Here is a 15,326-nt window from a genome sequence, read left to right on the forward strand (position 1 = left end):
GCGGCCCGGCCGGGTCACGGGGACCTGCGCGGAGGGGCGGTCGGGCCTGCCCCGGGGTTGCCCGCGCCGATTAGGGTGGAAGAGCCCCGCCCACCACGGCACAAGGGTGCTCGACCACACCAGGAGGCAAAGTGAACGGCGATCGCGACGAGATCCACGGGGGTTGGAATCCGCCCGCCGACGATCAGTCCGACGCGGATTCCGCCGAGATGACGGGTGAGTTCACCATCGACTACACCCCGCCCGCCTGGTACACGCAGAACGCGTCGGGCGGTACGGGGGCGGGCGACGCGACGGGGGGCGGCGGTGTCACTCCTCCGCCGCCGCACGGAGCACCCGTCCCGGTGCCGGGCCTTCCGCAGGGCAGTGGTTTCGAGCCGAGCTGGAACGCGGGACCGGTGGTGCCGCCCGCGCCGCCGGCCGGCATGCCGCCCATGACGCCCTCGGCTCCGGCGCCGGGTGCGGAGCCCGTGGCCGGGCAGCCCATGGGGACGCCGCCGGCGGGGGTGCCCCTGGTGGGCGGGCAGCCCGCGGCGATGCCTCCGGCCTCCGGGGGGGCTTTCGCGGTGCCTCCGGCCGTCGCGCCGCCGGTCGTCGCTCCTCCTGTCGCCACGCCGCCGGTCGTCGCTCCTCCGGTCGCCCCGGCTCCGATCGCCGCTCCTCCGGCCACCCCGGACCCGGCGAACTCGGCTCCGGCCACTCCGGCTCCGGGCGTCCCGGCTCCGGCCGCCCCGGCTCCCGTCGCCGCTCACGATGCCTCGATGTCGGGTGACTTCCCGCCCGCCTCCCCGCTGCCGGGTGCGCCCGCGTCGCCGCCCCCCGCGCCGTTCGGGGGCGGGGACGTCGAGAGCGGCGCCACCATGCGCTTCTCCCCCGCCGAGCTCCAGCGCGAGATCGCTGACCGCGCGGCCGAGGCCGAGGCCGCCTCCGGTGCGGCGACGGCGGTGGCGACGACGCCCGACGCGGCGCCCGTCCAGGCTGCCGACGCGGACGCCGCTCCGGCCGGGCACCAGGACCAGGGCCAGGACGGCGACTCGGCCGCTGCCGAGAACGTCGGCGCGTCCGGCCCCGACGCGGCGGAGCCCGTCGACGCCGTCGACCCCGCCGATGCGAGTGACACCACCGACGCCGTCGAGGCCGGTGCCGAGAGTGCCGCCCCGGCTGACGCTCCCGAAGCCGCCACCACCGACCCCGCCGAAGCGGACGCCGGAGACCCCGCCGACACGGGCACGGCCTCCGCGGCCGACTCCGCGCCGGTCAGCGACTCCGTCCCCGCGGAGTCCCCCGGCTCCCCGGTGCAGGACACCGCGCCGGCCGCCGTACCCGCGCCGTACCCGCCCGCCGACGGCGCCCAGCCGCAGGCCCCCGCGCCGTACCCCGGCGCTCCGCAGCCCCCGTTCGCCCCGGCCGGCGCGCAGCCCGGGGCCGGTCTTCCGCCGCTGCCGCCGTCCTTCCAGCCGGCCGCCCCCGGGCCCGCCCAGCAGTGGCCCGCGCAGCCGGCGCCCGGCGCCCAGCCGGTGCCCCCGGCCGCGACGGTGCCCCCGGCCGCGCCGTTGCCGCCCACAGCCGCCTGGCCGGCGCCCGCGACTCCCGCCGCGCCCGGCCCCGTACCGCCGCAGGCCCAGCCCCAGGCACCCGGTGCCTACGGCTACCCGCAGGCGCAGCCGCAGCCCGAGCCGGCACAGCAGGCCCAGCCGCAGCCGCACGCGCAGCCCCAGCCGCCCGGCTCCTACGGCTATCCGCAGTCACCACGGCCCCCCGCCCCGCAGGGCGGCTACGGCTTCCCGCACCCCGGGACCCCTCCGCAGCAGGCCGGTTACGGCTACCCGCTGGGGGCACCTCCCGGGCCGCAGGGTCCAGGGGGACAGCCCGGGGCCCCCGGCGGCGTGCCGCCGCAGGCGCAGGGCGGGTACGGCTACCCGCACCCCGCCGCCGTACCGCCGCAGGCCGCGGCCCCCCAGCCGCCGCACGACGGCGGGCCGCCGGTCGACCCCCGGACCGGGGCCGCCTGGCCCTCGCCCGTGACGCACGACCAGCGGGAGCGGTCCGTGCCGGGCGCCCCGCTCGGGTACAACGCGGCCGTCGAGCTCTCCTCCGACCGACTGCTCCGGAACAACAAGCAGAAGCCCAAGTCGAGCCGGACGCCCGGCGGCGCCGCGCGCTTCAAGCTCGGCGGCAAGAAGGAGGAGGCGGAGCGGCAGCGCAAGCTGGAACTGATCCGCACGCCGGTCCTCTCCTGCTACCGGATCGCGGTCATCTCGCTCAAGGGCGGTGTCGGCAAGACCACGACGACGACCGCGCTCGGCGCGACCCTGGCGACCGAGCGGCAGGACAAGATCCTGGCGATCGACGCCAACCCGGACGCCGGCACGCTCGGCCGCCGGGTGCGGCGCGAGACCGGGGCGACCATCCGTGACCTGGTGCAGGCGATCCCGTACCTCCACTCGTACATGGACATCCGCCGGTTCACCTCGCAGGCGCCGTCCGGTCTGGAGATCCTCGCCAACGACGTGGACCCGGCCGTCTCGACGACCTTCAACGACGAGGACTACCGGCGGGCGATCGACGTCCTGGGCAAGCAGTACCCGATCATCCTCACGGACTCGGGCACGGGTCTGCTGTACAGCGCGATGCGCGGGGTGCTCGATCTCGCCGATCAGCTGATCATCATCTCCACGCCTTCCGTGGACGGCGCTTCCAGCGCCTCGACGACCCTGGACTGGCTCTCCGCGCACGGCTACGCGGACCTGGTGCAGCGCTCCATCACGGTCATCTCCGGGGTCCGCGAGACCGGCAAGATGATCAAGGTCGAGGACATCGTGCAGCACTTCCAGACCCGCTGCCGCGGTGTCGTGGTCGTGCCCTTCGACGAGCACCTGTCGGCCGGTGCCGAGGTGGACCTCGACATGATGCGGCCGAAGACCCGGGAGGCGTACTTCCACCTCTCGGCGATGGTGGCCGAGGACTTCGTACGGGCGCAGCAGGCGCAGGGCCTGTGGACCGGCGACGGGCAGGGGACGCTGCCTCCGCACATGGCCCCGCCGATGCCGGGCCACCAGACGCCGGGTCAGCCCGTACCCGGACAGCCCATGCCCGGACAGCCGATGCCGGGCGGGCAGCCGATGCCGGGGCAGTTCGCCCCCGGTCAGCCGATGCCGGGGCAGTTCGCTCCCGGGCAGCCCGTACCGGGTCGGCCGTACGGGGCCCAGCCGGCGCCCGGCCAGCCGTTCCCGGGCGGGCCCGGACCCAGTCAGGCCACGCCCGGACAGCAGGCCCCCGGTCAGCCGTACCCGCCGCAGCAGCAGCCGTACGGGCAGCCGCCCGTGCCGGGACAGCCCTACGGCGGACAACCCGCGCCCGGTCAGCCCTACGGCGCCCAGCCGCTCCCCGGACATCAGGGGCCCGGACAGCAGGGGCCCGGACAGCAGGGGCCCGGACAGCAGGGGCCCGGTCAGCAGGGGCCCGGTCAGCAGCCTGACCCCGGTCAGCCGTACGGCGGACAGCCCGCGCCCGGTCAGCCCTACGGCGCGCCTCCCGGGCAGCCCGGCATGCCCCAGGGCTGGCAGCAGCCGGGGGCCGGTCAGCCGTTGCCGCCGCAGGCCGATCCGCAGGATCAGGGCCAGGGCGACGACGAGCAGGTCACGCCCCACAACTGGCCCCCGCAGGGCCCCGGACAGGCTCCGCCAGCCCCTCAGCAGTAAGGCGTCACAGGATGAGACCAATGAGGCCCCGTACCGGTCACCCGGTACGGGGCCTCTTGGTATTCCCCCAGTCCACAAGGGGTTTGAGGGATCGTTGACGACGGCAGACCACCGCTGATAAACCTTCGCTTCACCCAACGTCAGCCCAAGATCCACGACAGAACCCCGACGCGAGGTCACGTCCCATGGTCATGGTCACGAAGGCTCCACCCCGTCCCGCCGCCCACCGAGCCCTCCGTCTGCTGCTCGCCTGCGGTGTCACCGCCGTCTCGCTCGTGGCCGTCCCCGGTACCGCCACCGCGGAGGACGACAAGTCCGCCGGGGGGACGACGCTCACCGTCGCCGTCTCGCAGAGCATCGACTCGCTCAGCCCGTTCCTGGCGCAGAAGCTCACCTCGACCAGCATCCACCGGCTGGCGTACGAGTACCTCACCAACTACGACCCGAAGGACGCCCACACGGTCCCGGGCCTCGCGACCGCGTGGACCTCCTCACCGGACAAGCTGACGTGGACGTACACGATCCGCAAGGACTCGATGTGGTCCGACGGGCAGCAGGCCACCGCCGAGGACGCGGCCTGGACCTTCAACAAGATGATGACCGACCCGAACGCGGCCACCGCCAACGGCAGCTTCACGGCCAACTTCGCTCAGGTCACCGCCCCCGACCCGCAGACGCTCGTGATCCGGCTGAAGAAGCCGCAGGCGACGATGACGGCGCTCGACGTGCCGATCGTGCCGAAGCACGTCTGGGAGAAGGTCGGCGACTTCTCGAAGTTCAACAACGACAAGCAGTTCCCCATCGTGGGCAACGGCCCCTTCGTCATCACGGACTTCAAGGTCGACCAGTACATCAAGCTCAAGCCGAACAAGAGGTTCTGGCGGGGCGCGCCCAAGTTCGACGAGCTGGTCTTCAAGTACTACAAGGACGGGGACGCCGCCGTCGCCGCCCTCCAGAAGGGCGAGGTGTCCTTCGTACCGAACCTGACGCCGGCCCAGGTCGCCGCCCTGAAGACCCAGCAGAACATCAAGGTCAACGACGCCCCCGGCCGCCGCTTCTACGCCCTCGCCACCAACCCCGGCGCGAAGGCCCAGGACGGCAAGGCCTTCGGCAACGGCCACAAGGCGCTGCTCGACCCGGAGGTGCGCAAGGCGCTCTTCCTCGCGGTCGACCGCGCCACCCTCGTCGACAAGGTCTTCCAGGGGCACGCGGTCGAGGGCGAGGGCTACATCCCGCCGCGCTTCGGCTCGTACTTCTGGAAGCCCGAGGCCGCGCAGAAGCGGGCCTACGACCCCGCGGCGGCGGAGCGGGTCCTCGACGCGGCCGGGTACCGGAAGAACGCCGAGGGCAAGCGGGTCGGCAAGGACGGCAGGCCGCTGGACTTCCGGATCCTGTGCCACGCCACCGACCCCAACGACAAGGCGGTCGGCAAGTACCTCCAGGAGTGGTGGGGCAAGCTGGGCATCGGCCTGAAGGTGGAGTGCCTGGACAGCGTCTCGGACCCGTGGGTCAAGGGCGACTACGACCTGGCCTTCGACGGCTGGTCGGTCAACCCCGACCCGGACTACGTCCTGTCCATCCACACCTGCGGCACCCTCCCGGCGACGCCGAAGGACTCCGGGGCCACCGACAACTTCATCTGCGACAAGCAGTTCGACGGGCTCTACGCGCAGCAGGCGGTGGAGTACGACGCCGCCAAGCGGGCGGATCTGGTCAAGCGGATGCAGTCCCGGCTGTACGACACGGGGTACATGAACATCATGGCCTACCCGAACGCCCTCGAGGCGTACCGCACGGACCAGATCAAGTCCATCACGACCATGCCCGAGGCAGCCGGAAACCTCTGGGGCCAGGACGGCTACTGGAGCTGGTGGTCGGCCGTGCCGACGGCCTCGGCGTCCGGGGACTCCGGCGACGGCGGCTCGGACACCGGTGTGATCATCGGGATCGGCGCGGCCGTGGTGGTCGTGGTCGGCCTCGGCGTCTTCCTCGGGCTGCGCCGCCGCTCCACCGCCGACGACCGCGAGTAGTACGTGACGACGGCAAGCACCCCCGCCGACGTGGCGCGGGCCGAGAAGGCCCGCGCCACGGACGGCGCACCCCGCACCGGTTCCTCCCTCGGCTATCTCCGTCACGCGGCGGGGAAGCTGGGCGGCGCGCTCGTCTCGCTCTTCGCCGTTCTCGTCACCAGCTTCTTCCTCTTCCGGATCATCCCCGGTGACCCGGTGAAGGCGATGACGCACGGCGTGCCCACCTCCGCCGAACAACTCGCCACGCTACGGCGGCAGTTCGGGCTCGATCTGCCGCTGTGGCAGCAGTTCACCGACTACTGCGCCAAGGCGCTGAGCGGTGACCTCGGCACCTCCTTCCAGTTCCGCGCCCCCGTCGGGGACCTGATCGCGGAGAAGCTGCCCGCGACGCTGCTCCTCACCGGCGTCGCCGTCGTGATCTATTCGGCGCTCGGGCTCTGGCTCGGCACCCGTTCGGCCTGGCGGCACGGCGGTCCGGGCGACCGGCTGAACACCGGGATCGCGCTGACGCTGTGGTCGGTGCCCTCGTTCTGGCTGGGCCTGCTGCTGATCATCGTGTTCTCGGTGGGCATCGGCCCGATCCCCGGGCTCTTCCCCACCGGCGGCATGGAGTCGGGCACCGGCGAGACCGGTTTCGCGTACCTCCTCGACGTCGCCCACCACCTCGTCCTGCCGGTCGTCACCCTCGTGGCGGTCGGCTACGCGCAGACGCTCCTCGTGATGCGCTCCTCGCTCCTCGACGAGATGGGCGGCGACTATCTGACGACCGCGCGCGCGAAGGGGCTGCGGGACGACGACGTACGCCGCCGGCACGCCGTGCCGAACGCGCTCCTGCCGACCGTCACCATGATCTTCATCAATCTCGGGCATGTGGCGGCCGGATCGATCCTGGTGGAGACGGTGTTCTCCTGGCCGGGGCTCGGCGGGCTGTTCTACCAGGCGCTCAGCGTGCCCGACCTGCCGCTGGTCCAGGGCCTGTTCGTCGTCTTCGCCGGGGCGATGATCCTGATGAACCTGGTCGCCGACCTGCTCTATCCGCTGCTCGACCCCCGGGTGGGCCGATGACCTCTCTCACATGGGAACGCCGACGGGGCACCGTCGCCCGCTTCTGGCGCGGCTACCGCGGCCACCGCGCCGGGCTCTACGGCCTGGCCGGGCTCGCCCTGATCGCGCTGCTCGCGCTCACCGCGCCGCTGCTCGTCGGCGCCGACGTCCAGTCGGTGACGGAGGCACCCGGTACGGCCCTGGAGTCACCGAGCGCCGAATTCCCGCTCGGCACCGACCAGTTCGGGCGCTCGCTGCTCGGTCTGCTGATCTGGGGCGCGCGGATCTCCCTGCTCGTCGGGCTGCTCGCGGCGGTCCTGTCGGTCGCCATCGGGACGCTCGTGGGGATCATCGCCGGGCACTACGGCGGCTGGTTCTCGACGGTCGTCATGCGGATCACCGACTGGTTCCTGGTGATGCCGACCCTCGTCCTCGCGATCGTGCTCGCCACCGTCATGTCCCGGTCGATGTGGACGGTGGTCCTGGCCATCGGGGTGACCTCCTGGCCGACCACCGCCCGCCTGGTGCGGGCCCAGACGATCGCGGTCGAGTCCCGCCCGTACATCGAGCGGGCGACCGCGCTCGGCGGCGGCCACGGCCACGTCATGAGCAGGCACGTCCTGCCCAACGTGATGCCGCTGGTGCTCGCGCAGACCACGCTCGGCATCTCCACCGCCATCCTCACCGAGGCGACCCTCGCCTTCCTCGGGCTCGGCGACCCCACGGTGGTCTCCTGGGGCGGGATGCTCCAGGACGCCCGCGAGGCGGGCGCGGTCTCCTCCGGGCACTGGTGGTACCTGGCCCCGCCCGGCATCGCCATCGCCCTGGTCGCGCTCGCGTTCACCCTGTGCGGCCGGGCGGTCGAGTCCGTGCTCAACCCGAAACTGGGGGTGGGGCGATGAGCCTCCTCGACGTACGGGACCTCCATGTGACGTACGGGACGGGCGTGAACGCCGTGCCCGCCGTGCGCGGGGTCGACCTGACCCTGGAGGCGGGCAGCAAGCTCGGGGTGGCCGGCGAGTCCGGCTGCGGCAAGTCCACGCTGGCGCTCGCGCTGCTGCGGCTGCTTCCCCCGTCGGCGCGGGTGGAGGGCGAGATCAGACTCGACGGGGACGACGTCCTCGCCATGAAGTGGGGGAGGCTGCGTGCCGTGCGCTGGGCGGGCGCGTCGATCGTCTTCCAGGGCGCGATGCACTCGCTGAACGCGGTGCACCGCATCGGGGACCAGATCGCCGAACCCCTGCTCGTACACGGCCGGGCGACCCCGGCGGCGGCCCGGAAGCGGGCGGGTGAGCTGCTGGAGCACGTCGGGCTGCCGGCCGCCCGCGCCGCCGCTTACCCGCACGAGCTGTCCGGCGGTCAGCGGCAGCGCGTGATGATCGCGATGGCTCTGGCCTGCGATCCCCGGCTGATCGTCGCGGACGAGCCGACGACCGCGCTCGACGTGATGATCCAGGCGCAGATCCTGCGGCTGATCGAACGGCTCGTCGCCGAGCAGTCCATCGGCCTGCTGATGATCAGCCACGACCTGGCCGTCCTCTCCGACACCTGCGACCGGCTCGCCGTGATGTACGCGGGCCGGGTCGTCGAGGAGGGGCCGGCGCGGGCGGTGTACGAGGCGGCCCGGCACCCGTACGGGCGGGCGCTGTCCTCGGCGTTCCCGCGCGTCGGGGACCTCGCCTCCCGGCGGGCGCCGCGCGGACTGCCGGGCGACCCGCCGGACCCGGCCGACCTGCCCGGCGGCTGCACCTTCCGCCCGCGCTGCCCGGTGGCGGTGGACGCGTGCGCGGAACACGACCAGGAACTGCGGGAGGCGGGTGCGGGGCACCGCGCCGCCTGCGTCCATGTGGGGAGCACGTCATGAGCACGGAGACGGCCGGGAGTACGGAATCGGCCGGGGGCACGGAGACGGCGGGGGGTACGGAATCGGCCGGGGGCCCGCTGCTGTCGGCGCGCGGGCTGCACGTCACCTTCCCCGGACGGCGGGGCGCGGCGCCCGCGCGCGCGGTCGACGGGGTCGACCTGGACATCGGCGCGGGCGAGATCGTGGCCCTCGTCGGGGAGTCCGGCTGCGGCAAGACGACCCTCGCGCGCGCGCTCCTCGGCCTGGTCCGGCCGACCTCGGGCACGGTCGCCTTCGACGGGAAGCCGCTCGGGTACTCCTCCGGGGCGCTCAAGGCCTACCGGAAGCGGGCGCAGCTGGTCCTCCAGGACCCCAGCGGCTCGCTGAACCCCCGGCACACCGTGTACGACGCGGTGGCGGAGGGACTGCGGATCCACGGATACCCGGGCGACGAGCGGGAGGCGGTCGCCGGAGCCCTCGCGCGGGCCGGGCTGCGACCGCCGGAGCGCTTCTTCCTGCGCTACCCTCACGAGCTGTCCGGCGGGCAGCGGCAGCGGGTCGTCATCGCCGGCGCCCTGGTCCTGGAGCCCGAACTCATCGTGGCCGACGAGCCGGTGGCCTCGCTCGACGCGTCGGTACGGGGCGAGATCCTGGCGCTGCTGCTGCGTCTGCGGGACGAACTAGGTCTGTCCGCGCTGGTGGTGACCCACGACCTGGGTCTCGCGTGGAACATCGCGGACCGGGTGGCGGTGATGTACCTGGGCCGGGTCGTGGAGACCGGCACGGTGGAATCCGTCCTGACCAACCCGCGACACCCCTACACCCAGGCGCTGTTGTCGGTGCTCCCGGAGTCCGGCGGCGACCCGGTGGTCCTGACCGGCGAGCCCCCGGACCCGTCCCGCATCCCCTCCGGCTGCCGCTTCCACGCCCGCTGCCAGATCCTGGCCTCGGGCGAGGCGAACGAGGTGGAACACCGCTGCCGCAACGAGAACCTGCCGATCCTGACGACCGGCGGGGGGCGGGCGGTGGCGTGCCACTGGGTGGCGCGGGGGGCGACGGACTGAGGGGCGGGGCGGGGGCCTCGGCCGGTGGGGCGCGGGACCCCGCGCCCGCGCTGTCTCGGCCGGCCCTCCGTGGCCGGGGCCGCGGGCTCGCCCGCCGGGGCCGCCGGGCCCGTCGGCTTCGTCGCGGCCGACGGCTCTTGCGTGCCCTCCGGCGCCGCCGTCTCCGGCAGCGTCTCGCACGCGCTGATCGATGTCCTCGTCGAGACCGGAACCACCGTGCGGGTGTCCTTGCCCGCGCCCGCGTCCACGGTGGTGTGGCAGACGAAGGGCCTGATCCGGGGCCCGGGGGAACTCCTCGTCACCCGGTGAGAGGGCGGGCCCGTGGAGGCGCGGAGGACTCAGCCGGCGGAGGGGTTCTCCGTGTCGTACGTGTCCGTCAGCTCGCGGCACCGCTTCACATCGGCGGCCATCGCCTGGAGCAGATCGTCCAGGGTGTCGAACTTCGACATCCCGCGGACGTACTCCAGGAAGTCCACGGCCACGTGGAGCCCGTACAGGTCGAGGCCCTCGCGATCGATCGCGTACGCCTCGACGGTCCGCTCGGTGCCGTCGAACTGCGGGTTCGTGCCGACCGAGATGGCCGCCGGCATCCGCTCCCCCGCGGCCGTCAGCCACCCGGCGTAGACGCCGTCCGCCGGGATCGCGGTGTGCGGCAGCGTCTCGACGTTGGCCGTCGGGAAGCCCAGCTCCCGGCCGCGCTGGGCGCCGCGGACGACGATGCCCTCGACGCGGTGCGGGCGCCCGAGGATCTCGGCGGCGCCGGCGATGTCGCCCTCGGCGACGAGCCGGCGGGTGAGGGTGGAGGAGAAGGGCTGGCCGCCGCCGGCCGCGCCGCTGACGTACAGGTCGACGACCTCGACCTCGTAGTCGTAGGTGGCGCCCAGCTCGGACAGGAAGGCGACGTTGCCCGCGGCCCGGTGTCCGAAGCGGAAGTTGGGCCCCTCGATGACGGCCTTCGCGTGCAGCTTGTCGACGAGCACCTTGACGATGAACTCGGCCGGGGACAGCTGGGAGAACTCGGCCGTGAACGGCAGCACGAGCACCGCGTCCACCCCGAGACCGGCCATCAGCTCGGCGCGCCGGTGGTGCGGGGCGAGCAGCGGCGGGTGGCTGCCGGGCCGCACGACCTCGGACGGGTGCGGGTCGAAGGTGACCACGACGGAGGGGACGCCCAGCTCACGGGCCCGCTCGACCGCCCGCCCGATGATCAGCTGGTGTCCGCGGTGCACCCCGTCGTAGGAGCCGATGGTGACGACGCTGCGCCCCCAGTCCTGGGGGATGTCCTCCAAGCCACGCCAGCGCTGCACTGTGACCGCTCCTCGTCCGCCTGTTCGCCCTGTTCGCCTTACGCAGGTCTAAGACTGCCATGCCCACGGCCGTCGGTTCGCATCGGCATGGAAGTGCCGTGGCCCCGCAGGGCCCGGAAGGTCTCCGGGCCGAGCAGTGGCGCCCACTCGCCGGGGGCGGCGGCCGTCCAGGCGGCGAGCAGGCCGGCGAAGGCGGGGCGCGTGCGGACCAGCCCGGCCAGCGCCCGGTCGAGCCGTCCCGCCCCTTCGGCCGTACGGCTCCACAGCGCGCCGACGCGGTGGGTCAGCTCCCGGGTACGGGGCTCGCTGCGGCGCTCGGTGCCCTCGGCGGCGGCCGTCAGGAGGGCGTCCAGGACGGAGTCCTCCCCGGTCCCGGCCTCGTACCGCTCGTGTTCCAGGAGTACGTCGAGCAGCTCGGCCCGCAGATGGCGTGAGGCGCCGGTGCCCGGGGCGGCGAGGACGGGGGCGAGAGCGCGGCGGACGGCGGCGGGGCGGCCCCGGAGCAGGCCCACGACCAGCGGGAAGAGCACGGCCCTGGCCGCCGGTCCGTCCTCGAAGCGGCGGTCGACGAACGCGGCCACGTGCCCGGCGCCCTCGGGGTGCCGGGCGACGTAGTCGCGGACGAGGGCGGCGATACGGCGGGCGAGGGCGGGCGTGTCGACCTCGGCGAGGGCCCGCAGGGCGGCGGCGGGGGCCTCACCGCCGCCGTACAGCCTGGCGCGGAACGCGGCGAGCACCGGACCCGGGTCGGTCGCCAGGGCGTCCACGAGGGCCCGTGCGGGCACCCGTGGCTCGGCGAGGGCGCGGGGCAGGTGCCGGGAGCGGCTGTGGGGGTCGCGGACGAGGAGGCCGAGGGCGGCGCCGTGGAGACCCCGGTCGCCGGGGCGGGCGAGCAGGGCGAGTGCGGCGTAGCGGAGGAGTTCGCGGTCGGCGGGGCCGGTGGCGTGAGCGGCGACGCGGTGCCCGTACGCGGCGGCTGCGGCGCGCCGCTCGGGGCGCCCGTCGTCGTGGGCCCAGCGGTCGACGGCCCGGCAGACGGCGGAGGGCTCGTCCTCGGCGAGCGCGGCGAGGAGGCCTTCGGCGAGCGGATGCGCGGTGGCGACGAGCGCCTCGCAGAGATCGTCGACGGCGAGCGCCCGATGGGTGTGCAGCAGGGCCTGGGCGGCGGCGGCGACGGTCGCGGACGGCGCGGCGGGAAGGTCCCGCTCGTCACCGAACCACCGGCAGAGGAGGGGCTGGACGCCCCGGGGATCGGCGACGAGCAGGGCGGCGACGACGTCGAGCGCGCGGGCGCCGGGGTTCGGGGACCGGGCGCCGTCGAGTGGCTCCCCGGGCCCGCCCGGTGGCGGATCGGACGGTACGAGGCGGCGGAGGAGGTCGATCCGCTCGTCCTCGCCCAGCGGGAGTCCTAGCCAGAAGTCCGGGCCGAACGCGGCGAACACGCTGTGCCGCTCGCCCCGTGCGCCGATCAGGTCGGCGAGGAGCCGCAGGACCGGCAGGTACGCCCGGAGATCCGGCAGACGGCGCACGCTCTCCCCGAACAGCCGGGCGGCCCACCAGGCGCCGTCCCCCGGACCACCCCCGCCGGCCTCGGCGAAACCGGAGAGGGCCAGGGCCAGGAGACGCAGCCGGGGACCGAGGGCGTCGGGCCCGTGCTCACGGTGGAGCAGCAGGAGAGCCTGGAGCACGGGCCCGATGCGATGCCGAGGGACGGGCGGCGGGGCGTCGTCGACGGCGGTACGGGGCCGGGGGACACGGTTGTCCACGCGGGGCGCGGCGGGCGGGCCGGCAGCGACACGCCCGGCGGACGGGCCGGAGAGCAGCCCCGCGGGCGGCCCGGCGGGCGGGTGGGCAGGCCGTCCGGGAACCGGCCCGGCAGGCGGGCCCGAAGCGCGCCCCACAGCATGCCCGGCAGGCGGGCCGGAACGCTGCCCCGCATCCCGCCCGGCAGCAACAGTCCAAGAGCGTCCGGCGGCCGGCCCGTCAGGCTCGCCGGCAGGGCGCCCGGCAGGCTGGTCGGACAGCTCGGCCCCTGCCGGCCCGGCCGTCGCGCCCGAAGCGTGCCCCGGCCCTGCGCCGAGAAGCGCGTTCAGCGCGCCGTCCACGTCCAGGTGGGCGGCCTGGAGCCAGTCGCCCAGTTCCTCGTGGGCGAACCGGTAGCCCGTACCCGCCGGGGTGAGGAGGCCTTCCGTGAGGACGGCCGGGGCCCAGCCCTCCCGCCAGGGGAACAGTTCCTCGAAGGAGGCCCGGTCGAGAACGCCGTGCCCGGGGCCCAGGCAGCGCCGCGCCGCCTCGTGCACCTGGCCCGTGACGCGCGCGGCGAGACGGCGGACGGCGGTCCCCCGGACCAGGGGCCGGGTCCCCGCCGCGATCCGGACGGCGATCCGCAGGCACATCAGATCCAGGTGGGCGGTGAAGATCTCCTCGCGGCCGGGCCGCCCCGGCACCACGCCGGGCAGCGCGGCGCGCACCTCGGCGAGCAGGCGCAGGGCGAGCGGGTGGCGGGCGTCGGCCTCGGCGAGGTCCGTGTCGCCGAGGCCGTACCCCTGGCGTACCGCCCGCGCCTCCGCCTCGGTGTACGGGCCGAGGACGAGCGCCCCGGGCAGCCCGTCACCGGACCCGAAGGCCGCCCGACGCAGCCCGCCGGAGAGTCCCTGGTCCGGCCCAGCCACCACCCCGTGCATCACACCGGACAGCCCGCCACCCGGCCCGGTCGCCGCCCCATGCGGCCCGCCGGACAACCCGTCCCCCGGCCCAGCCACCACCCCGTGCATCACACCGGACAGCCCGCCACCCGGCCCGGTCGCCGCCCCATGCGGCCCTCCGGACAACCCGTCCCCCGGCCCAGCCACCGTCCGATGCAGTGCCCCCGGGGTGTACAAGGCCCCCGCCTGCTCCCAGTGCTCCGGGCGGCAGGCCGTGAGCAGATGGACCCCGTGGGCGCCGAGCCAGTCCTCCGTGGCCGTGGTCCACGCGGCGAGGCGGTGGGCCAGGAGTGGGGGCATCTCCTCGGGGCCGTCGAGGACGACGAGGAGCGGGCGGCCCGCGTCGCGGGCGAGGGCGGCGGCCCGCTCCGGGGTGGCGGTGCCGGTGTCGACGGCCGCCCCGGAGGCCGCGACGATGCGCCCGGCCTGGTGCAGGGCGCGTCCGACGGCGTCGGCCAGGGACCGGTCCTCGGCGCGCAGGTCGGCGCCGCGCAGCCGGACGGTGGGGGCGGGCGCGACACCCCGGGCGCGGCGGGCGCAGAGCGCGGCGAGGGCGGTGGTGCGTCCGGTGCCGGGGGCGCCGACCAGGGCCAGTACGGGTGCGTCTCCGGCGGCGAAGCGGGCGAACTCGCGGACGCATTCGGGGCGTTCGACGGGTTCGGGCCACCGGTCGGACTCCGCCACGGGCCCGGTGGAGGTGGCGGTGAGTTCCAGGATTCCGGCGAGGTTGAGATCGGGGCCGTAGGCGGGGACGGTCGCGGCGTTGCGCCGGAGGAGGGCGGTGAGGGGGCCTCGGGGCCGGAGCGGGACCGCGTATCCGGCGGCCGGCCGTTCGCCGTGCAGGGCGGTGCCGAGGACGGCGAGGACGGTGCCGGTGGCGGTGTCGAGGACGGGCCCGCCGGCCGCCTGTCCGCCGATCCGGAGGGCCTCCGCACCCTCGGTGCCGATGGCGAGTTCGAGCGCGTCGGTGAGGCTGTGGAAGCGGTCGGCGGCGGCGTACGTGACGGCGGCGGGGCCGAGGACGCGCGCCTCGCGCCAGCCGAGGGCGGCGATCCGTACGTAGGTGCCGGGTTCGGTCTCTCCCCGGGTGGCGACCGGCAGCGGCCGTACGCCGAGTCCTTCGGTGCGGACGAGGGCGAGGCCGCTCTCGGGCAGCGGGGTGACGGCCTCCGGCTCGGCGAGCCAGGTGCGCTCGTCGGGGGCCCTCACCAGGACACGGCTGAGCCCGTCGACGGCTTCGTGACTGGTGACGACCGTTCCGTGGTGGTCGGCGAGGAATCCGGTGCCGCGCGGCCGGCCCGCCTGATCGCAGATCCGTACCAGCGTCGCCAGGTCCCCGCGTCCCATGGTGGAGACGGTAGGCGGCCGGTGATCACGCGAAGCGCCACGGAGGGGAACACGCCCCCCGACACTCCCCCGTTCACTCCGAGCGCCGCCCTGATCGGGTGATTCTTCGGCGTCCACCGGACAGACTTCCCCGGGGGAGGCACGAGGGGGTAAGCACAGTGGGGGGGGGGGGGGGGCGGGGGGCCCCCCCCCCCCCCCGGGGGCCGGGGGCGCCCCCCCCCCCCCGGGGCGCGGTCCCGCCGCCGGAGCCCTCGGCGACCCCCCCCCCCCCCCCAAGGACCACCA

The 15,326-nt window shown here is 75.0% G+C and carries 9 protein-coding genes; 7 read left to right on the plus strand and 2 right to left on the minus strand.

The genetic code is table 11. The annotated features are described in order from the left end of the window. Positions 1 to 131: 131 nt before the first annotated feature. The 7 genes from ABT154_RS33020 to ABT154_RS33050 all read left to right on the plus strand — a co-directional run bounded on the left by ABT154_RS33020 (position 132) and on the right by ABT154_RS33050 (position 9,991). Positions 132 to 3,701, plus strand: coding sequence for an SCO5717 family growth-regulating ATPase (locus ABT154_RS33020; RefSeq protein WP_351861946.1), 3,570 nt, complete (start codon positions 132 to 134; stop codon positions 3,699 to 3,701). 191 nt (positions 3,702 to 3,892) lie between these two features. Next, complete coding sequence (locus ABT154_RS33025) at positions 3,893 to 5,731, plus strand: ABC transporter substrate-binding protein (RefSeq protein ID WP_351861958.1); 1,839 nt, start codon at positions 3,893 to 3,895, stop codon at positions 5,729 to 5,731. Positions 5,732 to 5,734: 3 nt separating this feature from the next. After that, a complete protein-coding gene (locus ABT154_RS33030) occupies positions 5,735 to 6,796 on the plus strand; it encodes an ABC transporter permease (RefSeq protein WP_351861948.1) in 1,062 nt (353 codons plus the stop codon). Next, positions 6,793 to 7,677, plus strand: coding sequence for an ABC transporter permease (locus ABT154_RS33035; RefSeq protein ID WP_317877205.1), 885 nt, complete (start codon positions 6,793 to 6,795; stop codon positions 7,675 to 7,677). The genes ABT154_RS33030 and ABT154_RS33035 overlap by 4 nt, the downstream gene beginning before the upstream one ends. After that, a complete protein-coding gene (locus tag ABT154_RS33040) occupies positions 7,674 to 8,639 on the plus strand; it encodes an ABC transporter ATP-binding protein (RefSeq protein WP_351861950.1) in 966 nt (321 codons plus the stop codon). The genes ABT154_RS33035 and ABT154_RS33040 overlap by 4 nt, the downstream gene beginning before the upstream one ends. Next, on the plus strand, positions 8,636 to 9,682 hold the full coding sequence (locus ABT154_RS33045) for an ABC transporter ATP-binding protein (protein WP_351861952.1): 1,047 nt from the start codon (positions 8,636 to 8,638) through the stop codon (positions 9,680 to 9,682). The genes ABT154_RS33040 and ABT154_RS33045 overlap by 4 nt, the downstream gene beginning before the upstream one ends. Before the next feature lie 141 nt (positions 9,683 to 9,823). Then, the gene (locus ABT154_RS33050) at positions 9,824 to 9,991 is read left to right on the plus strand and encodes a hypothetical protein (protein WP_351861954.1); all 168 of its coding nucleotides are present in this window, start codon (positions 9,824 to 9,826) and stop codon (positions 9,989 to 9,991) included. A gap of 29 nt (positions 9,992 to 10,020) precedes the next feature. Here the strand turns inward: ABT154_RS33050 and ABT154_RS33055 are convergent, their stop codons facing one another. Together ABT154_RS33055 and ABT154_RS33060 are read right to left on the minus strand one after the other, a co-directional pair. Continuing rightward, positions 10,021 to 10,989, minus strand: coding sequence for a bifunctional riboflavin kinase/FAD synthetase (locus ABT154_RS33055; protein WP_351861955.1), 969 nt, complete (start codon positions 10,987 to 10,989; stop codon positions 10,021 to 10,023). 38 nt (positions 10,990 to 11,027) lie between these two features. Beyond that, the gene (locus ABT154_RS33060) at positions 11,028 to 15,041 is read right to left on the minus strand and encodes a trypsin-like peptidase domain-containing protein (RefSeq protein ID WP_351861957.1); all 4,014 of its coding nucleotides are present in this window, start codon (positions 15,039 to 15,041) and stop codon (positions 11,028 to 11,030) included. Positions 15,042 to 15,326 lie beyond the last annotated feature (285 nt).

Origin of the sequence: Streptomyces sp. NPDC001728 (assembly GCF_040297565.1) — a bacterium.
Classification (GTDB): domain Bacteria; phylum Actinomycetota; class Actinomycetes; order Streptomycetales; family Streptomycetaceae; genus Streptomyces.